Here is a 13972-nt window from a genome sequence, read left to right as displayed (position 1 = left end):
CGCCGATGGTGCCGCCCCGCCATGCTGCCGGCCATCTGGTTTTGCCTGAGGCTGGCTAGGGCCCGCCGGACGGACCTGTGGCGCCCGGCGATCCGGCCCCGTGTATCACCCCCGGCCCTGCTCGCTGTCGAGGTGCGCCATCTGTGCGGCGGGATAACGGTCGCCAGCAGCCGCCCCGGCGGGCACCGCCGCCTCGATGCGAGCGAGATCATTGACCGTTAGTTGCAATTTAGTCGCCAGCAAACCGTCCTGCAGTTGCGTGCGCTTGCGCGCGCCGACCAGCGGCACGATATCGGCGCCGCGCGACAGCACCCACGCGATCGCGACCTGCGCCGGATTGCTGCCCTTCTCGTCGGCGATCGCGCGCAGCGCGTCGACGAGCGCGAGGTTGTGCGCGAGGTTCTCGCCCTGGAAGCGCGGGCTCGCCGCGCGGAAATCGCGCTCCCCCTGCCGCGCCGCCGTCCAGCGGCCGCCGAGCAGCCCGCGCGACAGCACGCCGTAGGCCGTCACGCCAATGCCGAGTTCACGGCAGACGGGCAGGATCTCGGCCTCGATCCCGCGCGACAGCAACGAGTATTCGATCTGCAGATCGGCGATCGGCGCGACGGCGGCCGCGCGGCGAATCGTGTCCGCGCCGACTTCCGACAGCCCGATATGGCGCACATACCCCGCCTGCACGAGATCGGCGATCGCGCCGACCGTCTCCTCGATCGGCACCGTCGGATCGACGCGAGCCGGACGGTAGATGTCGATGTAGTCGGTGCCGAGCCGCTTCAGCGAATACGCGACGAAGTTCCGGATCGCGTCGGGCCGTGCGTCGTAGCCGGCAAACCCGCCGGCCGGATCGCGCAGCGCGCCGAATTTCACGCTGATCAGCACCTGGTCGCGCGCGCGGCCGCGCAGCGCGTCACGGATCAGCATCTCGTTGTCGCCCATCCCGTAGAAGTCGCCGGTATCGAGCATCGTGATGCCGTTGTCGAGCGCCGCGTGCAGCGTGGCGATGCTTTCGTCGCGGTCGGCCGGCCCGTAGAAGTCCGACATCCCCATGCAGCCGAGCGCGATCGCCGAAACCTGCGGGCCCGTGCGGCCCAGTTGACGCGTGTCCATGTCCGTTTCCTTCAAGTGGTGAGTGGATGGACCGAATTCTGGGCGCTTTGCCGCGCACGATAAACGCGAAACGCTCCACCAAACCATTCGACGCTGATTAACAATGGAGCCTGTTCCCTTCCCCGCCAAGGCTTCCGCCCGCATGGACCATCTGCAAGCAATGCGCATCTTCGCGCGCGTCGCCCATCTCGGCAGCTTCACGAAAGCGGCCGAGCAGTTGCAACTGCCGCGCCCGACCGTCAGCAACGCGGTCCAGTATCTGGAAAAGCACCTGAAGATCCGCCTGCTGCAACGCACGACGCGGCGCGTCGCGCTGACCGCCGAAGGCGCGACCTACTACGAGCGCTGCGTGCAGCTGCTCGCCGATCTCGACGATGCGGAAACGCTGTTCGAGGATGCCGGCAAGTCGCCGCGCGGCGTGATCCGCGTCGACCTGCCCGAACGTTTCGCGCTGAACCAGGTGATCCCGGCGCTGCCGGATTTCCACGCGCGCTACCCCGACCTGCGCGTCGTGATCAGCACGACCGACCGCTTCGTCGATCTCGTCGCCGACGGCATCGACTGCGCGGTACGCGTCGGCGTGCTGTCCGACACGTCGCTCGTCGCACGGCGCGTGGGCGAGATGGCGCAGATTAACTGCGCGTCGCCCGCGTATCTGGCGCGCCACGGCACGCCGCGTTCGCCGGACGAGTTGCCCGACCACGTCGCGGTCGGCTATTTCTCGAGCCGCACGGGCCGCGAGCTGGACTGGGAATATGCGGACATGGATTCAGGCGACGTGCACACGGTGAAGATGCACAGCGTCGTGTCGGTCAACAGCTCGCAGGCGTATCTCGCGTGCTGCGTCGCGGGCCTCGGGCTGATCCAGGCGCCGCGTGACGGGCTCGCGCCGCTGCTCGCCGACGGCTCGCTGGTCGAGGTGCTGCCGGAATGGAATGCGACGCCGCTGCCCGTGTCGGTGGTGTTCCCGACCGGCCGGCATCTGGCGCCGCGTGTGCGGATCTTCGTGGACTGGCTCGCGGAGACGCTCGGCGGCATGCACCGGGCGGACTGACACCGGCCGACGCCGGGGCGCCGGCCGCCGGGACGCCGGCCGGTCGAAACAATCAGAACTTGTGGCGGATCGCGGCGCGCACCGCGAACTGGTTCGACGACGCCGACGGGCCGTCGGTCCCGACCACGTAGCCGCCGTCGACCGCCGTGCCGGTCTTGTCGCCGGCCACCTTCTGCCATGCGCCCTGCAGGTACACGTCGGTGCGCTTCGACAGGCTGTAGTCGGCCATCAGGCCGACCGTGTGGTACTTCGGCTTGAACGAGCCGGCGGCCGCGTCGAACTTGCCGTCCGTGTACACGTACTGCGCGCCGAGATAGAAATCGGGCGTGAGCTGGTACTTGCCGTTGATCTCGATGTTCTGGAACTTGGTCGCCGTCAGCCCGAGGCCGGCGAACGTCGAGGCCGGCAGGTAGACGGTCGACACCGGGTTCTTCACGTCCGTCTTCGTGTAGACGAGGCCGACCGTCGCCGGGCCGAACGTGTAGTTCACGCCGCCGCCGAAGATGCGCAGGCGGTCGGCGACGAAGTTCGCGTCGTCGGCCGCGATCGCGCCCGCATTGCCGATACCCGGGTTGTTGGCCTGCAGGTACGCGGCCGCGACCTGCAGCCCGGCCAGCGAATACTGCGCGCCGATGCTGTACTGGCGGTTGTTCGAGAAGCCCGTGCTGTTGCTGAAGCTGTAGGTGCCGCCGAACGTCAGGCCGTTCCAGTCGGGGCTCGCGTACTTGACCGTGTTGTTGACGCGGAACGAGTTGTCCGTGTTGTCGTTGTCGAACGGGTGCGAGAACAGCGTGCCGCCCCAGTTGCCGTTCGCGGTCAGCGGCGCGAGATAGTCGACGACGGAGTCGTACTGGCGACCGAAGGTCAGCGTGCCGAAGCGCGACTGGCTCAGCCCGACGAACGCCTGGCGGCCGAACATGCGGCCGCCCTGGCCGAGCCGGCCGTTGTTCACGTCAAAACCGTTTTCCAGCGTGAAGACCGCCTTCAGCCCGCCGCCGAGATCCTCGCTGCCCTTCAGGCCCCAGCGGCTGCCCTGCGCGTAGCCGCTCGCGAGCTGGTAATTCGTCTTTCCGACCCCATTGACGTTGACGTTGTTCGTGTAATTGAAGCCTTCGTCGATCAGGCCGTACAGCGTCACGCTGTTCTGGGCAAAGGCCGGCGCGGCGAATGCAGCGAGCGCGGCGGCAAAAATGACGTGCTTCTTCATGACGGATCTCCGGAGCCGAGGGCCGGGCAGGCCGTGCGCCCGGCGAATTGTTCGATCTGTTGTATGTGTGGCCCGCAGGGCGGACGACGCGGTGTGCGGCCGCGTGAGGACAAAATGGTGTCACGACGCAAACCGTCCGTCCATCGGGTGCGAGTCGTCGCGCGCAAAGCGTTGCGCTCGTCCAACTGCCCCGTTGCGCAGATGGCCTGACCGGGCTTATCGGCAGCGGCAGGCCGACCTGCCATCCGCGTAAACCCGATGCGCGTCGCATCGATGGCACAATGCGCATCCGTTCGCCTTTTCTTCAAGAAGTCATGCTTCACCCCGATTCCTGCGCGGCACGTGCCGGCTGCGCCCGCGGCCCGCGCCGGGAGGCGGTCCGATGACCGCGCCGGCCCGGGCCGGCCGCTACGCCGAACTCGATTTCTTCCGCGGCCTCGTGCTGCTCGTCATCGTCGTCGACCATATCGGCGGCAGCATCCTGTCGCGCGTGACGCTGCACGCGTACGCGCTGTGCGACGCGGCCGAGGTGTTCGTGTTCCTCGGCGGCTTCGCGACCGCCATTGCGTACAACTCGCTCGCCGAGCGGCACGACGAGGCCGCCGCGCGCCAGCGCTTCATCCGGCGCGCGTTCGAGATCTACCGCGCGTTCCTCGTGACGGCCGGGCTGATGCTGCTGATCACGGCAGCGCTGAACGCGTTCGCGATCGACGGCCCGAACATGCCGACCAACGACCTCGACGGCCTGCTGCACAAGCCGCTCGCCGCGCTGCGCGACATCCTGCTGTTCCGCCGCCAGCCGTACCTCGCGTCGGTGCTGCCGATGTATGCGTTCTTCGCGCTGCTCGTCCCGCTCGCGCTGCCGCTCGCGCGCACGCAGCCGTGGCTGATGCTCGCGTTCAGCGGGTCGCTCTGGTATGCGGCGCCGCACGTCGCGCGCTTCTTGCCGACCGTCGAAGGCGCGCCGTGGGACTTCAATCCGTTCGCGTGGCAGTTCCTGTTCGTGCTCGGCGTGATCGCCCGCTGCCAGCCCGTGTACCAGACGCTCGCGCCCAAGCCGCAGGGCTGGCTGCTGACGGCCGTGTCGCTCGCGATCGTCGCGGCCGGCGCGTACTACCGGCTGCGCATCGAGCCGTTCCCGACCGATCCGTCGATCAAGCAGAACCTCGGCACGCTGCGCCTCGTGAACTTCCTCGCGATCGCGTGGCTGGCCGCGAAGCTCGTGCACCTCGGCTGGATGAAGAAGGTCGCGCACGCGATGCCGTGGATCGGCACGATCGGCCGGCAGGGGCTGCTGTGCTTCGTCGCGGGCACCGGCATCTCGCTCGCGGTCGATTCGCTGCTGTACCAGGCGACCGAAGGCTATCTCGACGTGCCGCTCGGCCTGACCGCCGACGCCGTCGCGATGGGACTGCTGTATCTCGTGGCCAAACTCTACGGGCCGCTCGTCGCGCGGCTGCCGTTCCGTTCGCGGCGATGACGCGCCGCGCCGTCATGTGCCGCTGCTACGATAGCCGGCGCCTCTCCTGAAACGCTTCGCCATGCGCCGACTCGCCCTTCCGTTCGCCCTCGCCCTGATCGCCGGCTCCATCGCCGCCGCCCGCGCCACGCCGGCCGCGCCGCCGGTCTCGCCCGTGCCGCCGCCACCGGCCGTCCAGACCGCGACGACACCGTCGACCGCCCAGGAGCCGCCGGTCAACCCGGGCAGCAGCGTCGTGCTGCGCACGTTCCGGTCGGCGTCGCTGAAGCGCGACTGGTCGTACACGGTCTACCTGCCGCCCGGCTACAACCCGGAAGGTGCGCGCTATCCGGTGATGTACCTACTGCACGGCAACGCCGGCAACGCGAACGACTGGGTCACGCTGGGCCGGCTGCAGGCCACCGCCGACACGCTGATCGAGCGCCGCGAGATTCCGCCCGTCGTGATCGTGATGCCGCAGGGCGGCACCGACTGGTACGTCGATCGCAAGGAGAAGATGCAGAGCGCGTTCCTCAACGACCTGCTGCCCGAGGTCGAAGCGCACTTCGCGGTGTCGAACCAGCGCGCGGGCCGCGCGATCGGCGGCGTGTCGATGGGCGGGTTCGGCGCGCTGCGCTTCTCGCTGCTCGAACCGGGGCTGTTCTGCGGCGCGATGCTGCTGAGCCCCGCGATCTATGCGAACGAGCCGCCGCTCAATTCCGCCGCGCGCTATGTCGGCGTGTTCGGCGAACGGCAGTTCGACGCGCGCGTGTGGCACGAGCTCAACTACCCGGCGCTGCTGCGCGGTTATTTCGCGCGCACCTGGCGCGTGCCGATGTTCATCGCGGCCGGCGACGACGACCTGACGATCCAGGCGGAATCGAGCGTGCTGTACACGCAACTGCGCCGCGCGCAGAACCCGGCGGAGCTGCGCATCGTCGACGGCGGGCATACGTGGGACGTGTGGCGCGGGTTGCTCGGGCAAGGGTTGAAGTACGCGCTCGAATGCGTGAAGTGACGGCGGGCGGGCATCGCCCCGCCCGTTTTCGGCCGGCATCGGGCTGGCATACGCGCGTCGATCAGGACGAAGGGAACCGGTGGCTGCGCGACATCGTGGTCGACCTGTTCGCGGAGACGGGCACACGGGCACGCAGGGCCGTGCCTGGACGAAAGAAATAGTCGCCGTCACTACGCGGTCGCACGCGAATCGCGACATCGCCCGACTCCGCGTGCCGAGCATTTCGACTACATTGCCGAAGTGACGACGACATCGAACCGCTGTCGCCTCGCGCCTCATTCAACCCGCAGGAAATCAAGCCATGTCTGTCTCGAAGAAATTCGCTGCCGTCACGGGCGCCGGCTCCGGCATCGGTCGCGCAGCAGCCATCGCGCTCGCCCAGGCGGGATTTGCCGTCGCGCTGCTCGGACGCAACGAAGCATCGTTGCGTGATACGCAGGACGCAATCCGCACCGCCGGCGGCGACGCGCAGGTGTTTCCCGCCGACGTCACCGACGAAGCATCGGTCGACCACGCGTTCGCGCAGATCGCGCAGCAGTTCGGGCGGCTCGATGTCCTGTTCAACAATGCCGGCCGCAATGCGCCTGTCGTGTCCCTCGACGAATACGACCTCGACGTGTGGAACAGCGTCGTCGCGACGAACCTGACCGGCGTCTTCCTGTGTGCGCGCGCCGCGTGGCGCCTGATGAAAGCGCAGACGCCGCAGGGCGGCCGCATCATCAACAACGGCTCGATCTCCGCGCACGCGCCGCGCCCCGATACGATCGCGTACACGGCTACCAAGCATGCGGTGACCGGCATCACCAAGTCGTTGGCGCTCGACGGCCGCCGCTACAACATCGCTTGCGGCCAGATCGACATCGGCAACGCCGCGACGTCGCTCACGGAACGGATGACGCAAGGCGTCCCGCAAGCGGACGGCAGCCTCGCGCCCGAGGCGCGCATGGACGTCACGCATGTCGCGAATGCAGTCGTTCAGATGGCGAATCTTCCGCTGGACACGAACGTCCTGAACATGACGATCATGGCGACCACGATGCCGTTCGTGGGGCGCGGATAAGCACGCGCTGCGGCCCTGCGCCGGGGCGCGTCGCCCGGGCCGGTGCCGGCGTACGCTGCCGGACCTCGCCCGCCGGGTCACGCGCAGCCGAAGGCGGCGTTGCCGTGGTTCGGCACGCCGGCCATGCCGTCCTTCATGTTCCATCAACCCCGCTTGGCCTTCTTGCCGGCAGACGGAGGCTTGCAAATGGCGAACTGGCGGCGGTCCTTGCCGCGAATCCAGAGCGGCGCGTTACCGCGCCCGCTCCACTCCTTCCCGCTCGCGGGGTCGCGGTAGCGCGCCGGCAATACTGTCACCATGTACGGGCCGCGACTGCCGTTGCGGCCGACCAGGTCGCGATGCTTGATCGCATACGTGTCCATCAACGCGTGAACCTTCTCGATCGCGTCGACACGTTCGCGTGCACGCGCGCGTTCGATCTCCTCATCCAGTTCGGCCAGCTCCGCAACGAGCTGCGCATAGGTCTTGCTCACGCTCATCTTCTGCTTCCTGCCACGCATCCGCACGCGGATCGATATGATTCGCATGACTAACAGATGGTTACACCACACGCCGCACGGGCGGCATTCACCGGAGCGGCAGGCGACGCGCAAAAGCGGCAGTCCCTGGCACCCTGGCGGCGCATCGACGCCCTCATACCGAAACGATCATCCGCAACGGTCCCAAGCCCGGTGCGGACATTCCGGCGCACATTCGCGCCTGCCGTCTCAGCGATCAACACATAATTGCAGATGCAATCGCACTGGCGTCTATCTCAAATATCAATTGATATTCTTCCAGCCGTGGTCACGGCTACCGCTCCCCTGGCCAATCCGCGCGCATCTGCTTGCCTCGACGCCGCGCCTCGCAATTCACATATCAAGTGATATCCGAAATGCGATCGTAATGGTATCTATCTCAAATATCAACTGATATCCTTCCGGCCATGACAACGGTGCCTCATCCCCCGCGGCTGACCCGCGAAGAAAGCCGACTGCAGACCCGCGCGCACTTGCTTGCCGCTGCGAAGCGGCTCTTCGTCGATCGCGGTTTCGGCGCAACGTCGCTCAGGGACATCGCGGCCGAGGCCGGCTACACGCAAGGCGCGTTCTATTCGAATTTCGAGAGCAAGGAGGCGTTGTTCGTCGAACTGATGCGCGAGCGCTCGCAGACGCAAGTGGCCGACATCGTGCGGGTGCTGAGCGACCCGGCCGCGTCCGGCGAGGACATACTGCATGCGCTGGACATATGGTCGAAGACCGTCGACGCGGAACCCGAGTGGTCGGTGCTGGGCGTCGAGTTCAAGCTTCACGGGCGCCGCAACCCCGCTTTTGCGAAGGCGTCGCAGGCATTGCTGGACACGCACCGCGACGGGCTCGCCTATTGCATCGAACAGATTTTTGCGAGGATGAAGAAGGTGCCGCCCGAATCGCCGACCGTCCTGGCCATGTCGTTCATGGGGCTTTCGCAAGGGCTGTCGCTGCAGCAGTCGATCCTGTCCGAGGTGCCGATCGGGCACATGATCATGGTGTTCCTGCGCAGCCTGCTCGCGTCGGCAAAGCCCGTGCGCTGACCTGTGAGGTCGCGGGCTCGACGGGATCGAGCGGCTCCGCGATGGAGCCGGACCGGACTAGCGGACCAGCGCATGAAGCGGGAAAACGGCAGCCCGCCCGGCATATCAAACATCCGGGTCCGGAATCCGCGCCGACTGGATCACCACCAGCGTGTCCCCCGCCTCGATCCTGCACGGCGGATCCTCGTAGAACGAAAAGATCTTCCCGCAGCGATCGAGCCCGACGACGATCGCGCCCGGCACGACGTTCGTCATGCAACCGACCTCTTGCGGCATCGCCTCGCGCTCCAGCAGCGTCGCCCGCCCGCGCGTCGACAGCATGTCGTTCACGAACGGCACGATGTAGCGGCTGTGCACCGCGTCCGCGAGCAGCAGCGCACCGATTTTCGTCGACGACACGATCACGTCCGCGCCGGCCTGCCGCAGTTGCCGCTGATACAGGTTCTCCTGGATCCGCACGACGATCTTCGTGTCGGGTGCGATGCTGCGCACCGACAGCGTCAGCAGGATCGCGGTCGGATCGTCGGTCACCGAAATGATCACGGCCTTCGCTTCACGCACCTGTGCCTGCTGCAGCAGATCCTCGTGCGCGGGATCGCCGAGCAATCCCGCCACGCCGAGCGATGTCGCGGCCTCGATCGCCTGCTGCTGCGAATCGATCACGATGAGCGTCGCCGGATCGACGCCGCTCTCGAGCAGTTCGCGCACCGCGATCGAGCCCGACAGGCCATAGCCGCAGACGACGATGTGATCGGACAATTGCTTCTGCAGGCGTTTCATGCGGAATTCCTCGATGACGCGCTGGATCACGAACTGATACGCCGTGCCCAGGAAAATGAACCAGATGCCGATGCGGATCGGCACGATGAAGAACGCATCGAGCAGGCGCGCCCGTGCGGTGACGGGCACGATGTCGCCATAGCCGACCGTCGCGACCGTGACCATCGTGAAATACACGAGATCGGCGACGGTCATCGGCGTGCTCTTGGTCGAATCGCGCAGGCCGTCGCGATCGAGATACAGCACGACGAACGCGAGCGTGCACAGCAGCACGACCGCGCCGATGCGGAACAGCAGCGTGCGCCGCGGCGACGTCGCGGGACGCGTGAACAGCGTGCGCGCACGCGGCGCCTGCCACGGATTGCGGGCGCGACGCAGGCGCAAGCGCAACGAGCGGCGCTGGTCGGATGGCGAAGCCAACGGGAAGTCTCCTGAGGAATGCGGGCTCGATTCTACGACGGGAACGCGCGCGCCCGGCCGTCACAGCATGCTGCGCGGCCGCACCATCGTCCCGTCGGCGAAGCGCTGCGCACGAAACGCCGACAGGTCGAGCGACGGCGCGCCCGTGTCGATCCATTCGGCGAGCAGCCGGCCGACGATCGGCCCCATCGCGAAACCGTGGCCGCAGAACCCCGTCGCGATCGCGAGGCCCGAAGGCGTGCCCGGCGCATCGATCACCGGAATGCCGTCGGGCAGCACATCGATCAGGCCGGCCCACGCCTCGACGATCTGCGCGTCCTTCAACGCCGGGAAGATCGCCTTGAGCTTCGCGAGCGCACGCGGCGCGTGCGCGCGATTCGGCTGCGGCTGAGGATCGCGCGGCTCGATCGGGCCCGCCGCGCCGTTGATGCGTGCGAGCACATCGCGCCACGCCGCCGCATTCACGTGCAGCCGGAATTTGTCGCGCTGCGACCAGAACTCCGGCCAGAAGAGACTCAACCCACGCAGATGGCCGAGCGTCAGGTCGACGTCAACCTGCATGTCGTCGGCGAGATTGATCGCGCCGTTCTTGCGCTGCCGGATGCCGAGGCCATGCCCCCACACCGTCGACGCCGACATCAGCGGCACCACATTGGTGCGCATGCAGGTGCCGCGCACGGCCTGTTGCGGCAGCCGGATGCCAACACCGTCGAGCAGCCGGAAACTGGTCGCACCGGCCGCACAGATCACGCGCCGCGTGCGGATCGTGCCGCGCTCGGTCGCGACGCCGACGACCGCGCCGCCGGCCGTTTCGATCGCCGTCACGCCGCAGCCTTCGAAGAAACGCGCACCGCCCTCGGCGGCGCGTGCCGCGAACGCGGCGGCCACCCGACGCGGCTCGGCCTGCCCGTCGGTCGCGGTGAACAACCCGCCGAGCGTGCGCGCCTGCGGCGAAAGGCCGCCGACGCGTTCGTCGATCTGCGCGCGTGTCAGCGTGCGCGTGTCGAGCCCGTGCTCGCGCGCAACGGCGAGCCACGCATTGAACGACGACCAGTCCGCTTCGTTGTCCGCAATATAGAGACAGCCGCCCTGCCGCCATTCGAGATCGAAACCGAGGGTTTCCTCTAACCCCTCCCAGATCCGCATGCCGGCCATCATCAGCGGCACCTCGGCCGACTCGCGGCCCTGCTGCCGCACGAAGCCCCACGCGCGTGTCGACTGCTGTCCGGCGATGCGCGACTTGTCGAGCACGACGGCCTTCAGCCCGCGCAGGCCCAGGTAGTAGGCGGCCGCGCAGCCCATGATGCCGGCGCCGGCGATCACGACATCGGCTTCGGCCGGAAACGCCGTTTCGGCGCGGGTCAGGGTATCGTGCAGCGGATAGGTTGTCGTCATTGTTTCCTGTCAGGCGTTAATCCCTACGAGATGCGTACGCGGCGGTAACGTCGTGACACACCTTTCACACAAACGCACCTTACGCGACACTGAATGACGACCATTTTGCGGTAAAGTTATCTTTTCCGCGCGTGGCCGGTCGGCTCGCCCCTGGACGTCATGAAGACTGTCCGTCGAGATTGCCGCAAGGCATCGTTCTGAACGTCACGATCCGTTCCCGTAGCATGACCACTGAAGCAATCACCACGGATTCCCTCGCGGTCGCCGAGCGCGTGCGCGAGCTGATGACCCGCAATGGTATCGGCAAGCGCCAGCAGACTACCGAGCTGTGCCGCATCCTCGACCTGAGTTTCTCGCAAGGCCATCGCAAGCTGCGCGGCAGCAGTCCCTGGACGCTCGCGCAGATCAAGAAAGTCGCCGAAGCGTACGGCGAACCCGCCGCACAGCTGTTCGGCGCGCAAACGCTCGACCCCGGCATGGTCGGTGCCTGTTCGCAGGAGGCCGTACTTTATGCGGGCGTCGCCGAGATTCCGTGCACCGCATGGATCGGCGCGCCGCTCGAGGCCGGCGCCCGCCCCGAGTTCGTCGCGTACGAACAGAACGGCCGCTGGCGCGTGCTGCGCCACACCGGCGTGCTGTATCAGAATGCGTACGACGTACACAAGATCGAAATCTATCCGCGCCGCGCCGAGAGCGACAAGCTCGTCGTCGCGGTGATCGACCCCGATCGCGTGAGCGCAACCGAGCTGTGCCGCTACCTCGAACGGCAGGGTTTCGCGACGGCCGCGTTCGACGGCCTCGCGCCGTTCGTCGACGCGCTGCAGGGCCAGGCCTTCGACGCCGTGCTGACCGAATGGCTGTTCGACGACAGCACGGCCGCCACCGCGATCAAGGCCGTGCGCACGTCCGACAACCCGGGCGCGCCGATCTTCGTGCTGACGGGCGACCTGCTCACCGGCCGCGCGAGCGAGGCCGACATCAGCGAGGTGATCCGCGCGTTCGACGTCGTCTGCTACGAAAAACCCGCGCGCATGGCGATCCTCAGCGCCGATCTCGCGAAACGGCTCGCACGCGGATAACGTCCGCCGGGCCGGCCGCCCGTCGAGCGGCCGATGCACGCGCGGCGCCGCGGGCACGAACAGGTTCCTCAGTACAATAGCCGCACCTGTTCACGCCCACGCCGGCACTTGCCGCCCGACTCCATGGCCCGCCTCATCCCCGACGACTGGAAAAGCCTCGCCGCGACCGGCGCAGCCGAACGCGAGCGCGAAACGCTTGCCGCGCTCGAACACGCGCTGCCCGACAGCTACACCGTGTATCACGGCGTCCACTGGACACGCGCCGACCAGGCGTTTTCGGTATTCGGCGAAGCGGCGTTCGTCGTCGTGAGCCCGGCCGGCCGCGTGCTGCTGATCGAGCAGAAAGCCGGCTTCCTGCGCGAAACGCCGAAGGGGCTCGTGAAGGTCTACCTGCAGAAGGAGCGCAATGTCCCGATCCAGCTCGCGCGTACGCAGGAAACGCTGCACCGGCGCCTGACGGCCGCGCTCGGCGCGGGCGTCTACGGCGTCGAGGCGCTGCTGTACTGCCCCGACTACTCGATCCGCGACGCGTCGATCGCGGGTGTCGCGGCCGACCACATCGTCGACGCGTCGCGCAAGGCGCAGCTCGCCCAGGTGATCCGGCAGATCCTGCCCGAAGACGACGAACACCTGCCGAACGCGCCGAAGCTCCACCACTTCCTTGCGGACGAGCTCGCGCTCACGCCCGACACGAGCGCGCTCGTCGGGCAAGCGGGCACGCTCGTCACGCGGCTGTCGGGCGGGCTCGCCGCGTGGGCGCGCCAGCTCGAATTCGCACCGTTCCGGCTGCGTGTCACCGGCACGGCCGGCTCGGGCAAGACGCAGCTCGCGGTGCAGGCGATGCGCGACGCCGTCGCGGCCGGCAAGCGCGTACTGTACGTGTGCTTCAACCGGCCGCTCGCCGACTACATCGCGCGCATCGCGCCGCCCGGCGCGAAGATCGCGAACTACCACCAGCTGTGCGACTGGGTCGCGCGCGACGGCGGCTATACGCCCGACTTCCAGGTGCCCGGCGAATTCGAGCGGCTCGAGGCGCGTTTCGCGCAAGCGCCGATTCCCGAGCGCTGGCGCTTCGACGTGCTGGTCGTCGATGAAGGACAGGATTTCCACGCACCGTGGGCGGCCGCGCTGGAGCGTTTGCTGGCGCCGGACGGCGCATGGTGGTGGCTGGAAGATCCGCTGCAGAACCTGTACATGCGCGAACCCGTCGCCCTGCCAGGCTGGGTCACGCTGAAGGCGCTGACGAACTACCGCAGCCCGCGCGACCTGCTCGAATTCGTGCGCGACGTCGTCGGCCGGGTCGAGCCGCTTGCGGCCGAACTGCGCTCGGGCAGCCCGTTCGACGGTTCGGAGCCGTCGGTATCGGCATACGGGGAGGAAGGCGCGTCGGCGGATGCATTGTCGGAAGCCTGTATCGACGCGACCAAGCGCGCGGTCACGCAGGCGCTGTCGCTCGGCTTCCGCAAGCAGGACATCGCGGTGCTGTCGTATCGCGGCCGCGAAGGTTCGGTGCTAGCGCCGCTCGACCAGCTCGGCCCGCACCGGATCAAGAGTTTCACCGGCAAGTACGACCTGTTCGGCAACCCCGAATACCGCGAAGGCGACGTGCTGCTCGATTCGATCTACCGCTTCAAGGGCCAGTCGGCGCCGTGCGTGATTCTCACCGAGGTCGATTTCGACACGCTCGATGCGCGCGCGGCACGCAAGCTGTTCGTCGGCGCGACGCGCGCGACGATGAAGCTGCTGATCGTCGCGTCGTCGCGCGCGGCCGGGCAACTCGCGGCGGTTTGACGCGGCGGAACGGCCCGCCCGGGCCGGGACGATCTGCGACATCATGATCG

12 protein-coding genes and 1 pseudogene are annotated in these 13972 nt (G+C 67.7%); 8 read left to right on the top strand and 5 right to left on the bottom strand.

Annotated features, from left to right (window positions below; genetic code table 11):
• Nucleotides 1-105: 105 nt before the first annotated feature.
• Nucleotides 106-1107 (bottom strand): aldo/keto reductase, encoded by a 1002-nt coding sequence (locus DIE03_RS01840; RefSeq protein ID WP_124446893.1) that lies wholly within the window; start codon nt 1105-1107, stop codon nt 106-108.
• A 142-nt stretch (nt 1108-1249) separates the two neighbouring features.
• Here DIE03_RS01840 and DIE03_RS01835 point away from each other — a divergent pair, with 142 nt between their 5' ends.
• Nucleotides 1250-2161 carry a LysR family transcriptional regulator gene (locus tag DIE03_RS01835; RefSeq protein ID WP_124446891.1) on the top strand — a complete coding sequence of 304 codons (912 nt, stop codon included), beginning with the start codon at nt 1250-1252 and terminating at the stop codon, nt 2159-2161.
• A 52-nt stretch (nt 2162-2213) separates the two neighbouring features.
• Here the strand turns inward: DIE03_RS01835 and DIE03_RS01830 are convergent, their stop codons facing one another.
• Entirely contained in the window at nt 2214-3368 is a 1155-nt protein-coding gene (locus DIE03_RS01830; protein ID WP_124446889.1) for a porin, read from the bottom strand.
• Nucleotides 3369-3750: 382 nt separating this feature from the next.
• Between DIE03_RS01830 and DIE03_RS01825 the strand changes: the two genes are divergently transcribed.
• The 4 genes and pseudogenes from DIE03_RS01825 (at nt 3751) to DIE03_RS01810 (ending at nt 6905) form a co-directional block, all read left to right on the top strand.
• A complete protein-coding gene (locus DIE03_RS01825; RefSeq protein ID WP_124446887.1) occupies nt 3751-4848 on the top strand; it encodes an OpgC domain-containing protein in 1098 nt (365 codons plus the stop codon).
• Nucleotides 4849-4909: 61 nt separating this feature from the next.
• Nucleotides 4910-5845 (top strand): esterase family protein, encoded by a 936-nt coding sequence (locus DIE03_RS01820; protein WP_124446885.1) that lies wholly within the window; start codon nt 4910-4912, stop codon nt 5843-5845.
• Between the two features lie 44 nt (nt 5846-5889).
• A pseudogene (locus DIE03_RS38960) lies at nt 5890-6006 on the top strand (LysR family transcriptional regulator); the annotation flags it as partial.
• Nucleotides 6007-6146: 140 nt separating this feature from the next.
• A complete protein-coding gene (locus tag DIE03_RS01810; RefSeq protein WP_124446883.1) occupies nt 6147-6905 on the top strand; it encodes an SDR family oxidoreductase in 759 nt (252 codons plus the stop codon).
• A gap of 143 nt (nt 6906-7048) precedes the next feature.
• Here the strand turns inward: DIE03_RS01810 and DIE03_RS01805 are convergent, their stop codons facing one another.
• Nucleotides 7049-7384: an H-NS histone family protein gene (locus tag DIE03_RS01805; RefSeq protein WP_260434775.1), complete on the bottom strand. Its 336-nt coding sequence runs from the start codon at nt 7382-7384 to the stop codon at nt 7049-7051.
• Nucleotides 7385-7830: 446 nt separating this feature from the next.
• On the opposite strand from DIE03_RS01805, the gene DIE03_RS01800 reads away from it, so the two are divergent.
• On the top strand, nt 7831-8457 hold the full coding sequence (locus DIE03_RS01800) for a TetR/AcrR family transcriptional regulator (protein ID WP_124446879.1): 627 nt from the start codon (nt 7831-7833) through the stop codon (nt 8455-8457).
• 105 nt (nt 8458-8562) lie between these two features.
• Here the strand turns inward: DIE03_RS01800 and DIE03_RS01795 are convergent, their stop codons facing one another.
• On the bottom strand, nt 8563-9657 hold the full coding sequence (locus DIE03_RS01795) for a TrkA family potassium uptake protein (protein WP_124446877.1): 1095 nt from the start codon (nt 9655-9657) through the stop codon (nt 8563-8565).
• A 60-nt stretch (nt 9658-9717) separates the two neighbouring features.
• Nucleotides 9718-11052, bottom strand: a complete 1335-nt coding sequence (locus DIE03_RS01790; RefSeq protein WP_124446875.1) for an FAD-binding oxidoreductase — start codon at nt 11050-11052, stop codon at nt 9718-9720.
• A 224-nt stretch (nt 11053-11276) separates the two neighbouring features.
• On the opposite strand from DIE03_RS01790, the gene DIE03_RS01785 reads away from it, so the two are divergent.
• Together DIE03_RS01785 and DIE03_RS01780 are read left to right on the top strand one after the other, a co-directional pair.
• Complete coding sequence (locus DIE03_RS01785) at nt 11277-12131, top strand: helix-turn-helix domain-containing protein (RefSeq protein ID WP_124446873.1); 855 nt, start codon at nt 11277-11279, stop codon at nt 12129-12131.
• 123 nt (nt 12132-12254) lie between these two features.
• Nucleotides 12255-13922 carry an ATP-dependent helicase gene (locus DIE03_RS01780; protein WP_124446871.1) on the top strand — a complete coding sequence of 556 codons (1668 nt, stop codon included), beginning with the start codon at nt 12255-12257 and terminating at the stop codon, nt 13920-13922.
• Nucleotides 13923-13972 lie beyond the last annotated feature (50 nt).

Source organism: Burkholderia sp. Bp8992 (assembly GCF_003853705.1).
Taxonomy (GTDB): Bacteria; Pseudomonadota; Gammaproteobacteria; order Burkholderiales; family Burkholderiaceae; genus Burkholderia.
This window is presented reverse-complemented; position numbering and strand designations above follow the sequence as displayed.

What these genes read in the sequence shown, in the direction of transcription:
- DIE03_RS01840 (WP_124446893.1), bottom strand. Translation starts at nt 1,107, where the DNA reads ATGGACACGCGTCAACTGGGCCGCACGGGCCCGCAGGTTTCGGCGATC.
- DIE03_RS01835 (WP_124446891.1), top strand. Translation starts at nt 1,250, where the DNA reads ATGGACCATCTGCAAGCAATGCGCATCTTCGCGCGCGTCGCCCATCTC.
- DIE03_RS01830 (WP_124446889.1), bottom strand. Translation starts at nt 3,368, where the DNA reads ATGAAGAAGCACGTCATTTTTGCCGCCGCGCTCGCTGCATTCGCCGCG.
- DIE03_RS01825 (WP_124446887.1), top strand. Translation starts at nt 3,751, where the DNA reads ATGACCGCGCCGGCCCGGGCCGGCCGCTACGCCGAACTCGATTTCTTC.
- DIE03_RS01820 (WP_124446885.1), top strand. Translation starts at nt 4,910, where the DNA reads ATGCGCCGACTCGCCCTTCCGTTCGCCCTCGCCCTGATCGCCGGCTCC.
- DIE03_RS01810 (WP_124446883.1), top strand. Translation starts at nt 6,147, where the DNA reads ATGTCTGTCTCGAAGAAATTCGCTGCCGTCACGGGCGCCGGCTCCGGC.
- DIE03_RS01805 (WP_260434775.1), bottom strand. Translation starts at nt 7,384, where the DNA reads ATGAGCGTGAGCAAGACCTATGCGCAGCTCGTTGCGGAGCTGGCCGAA.
- DIE03_RS01800 (WP_124446879.1), top strand. Translation starts at nt 7,831, where the DNA reads ATGACAACGGTGCCTCATCCCCCGCGGCTGACCCGCGAAGAAAGCCGA.
- DIE03_RS01790 (WP_124446875.1), bottom strand. Translation starts at nt 11,052, where the DNA reads ATGACGACAACCTATCCGCTGCACGATACCCTGACCCGCGCCGAAACG.
- DIE03_RS01785 (WP_124446873.1), top strand. Translation starts at nt 11,277, where the DNA reads ATGACCACTGAAGCAATCACCACGGATTCCCTCGCGGTCGCCGAGCGC.
- DIE03_RS01780 (WP_124446871.1), top strand. Translation starts at nt 12,255, where the DNA reads ATGGCCCGCCTCATCCCCGACGACTGGAAAAGCCTCGCCGCGACCGGC.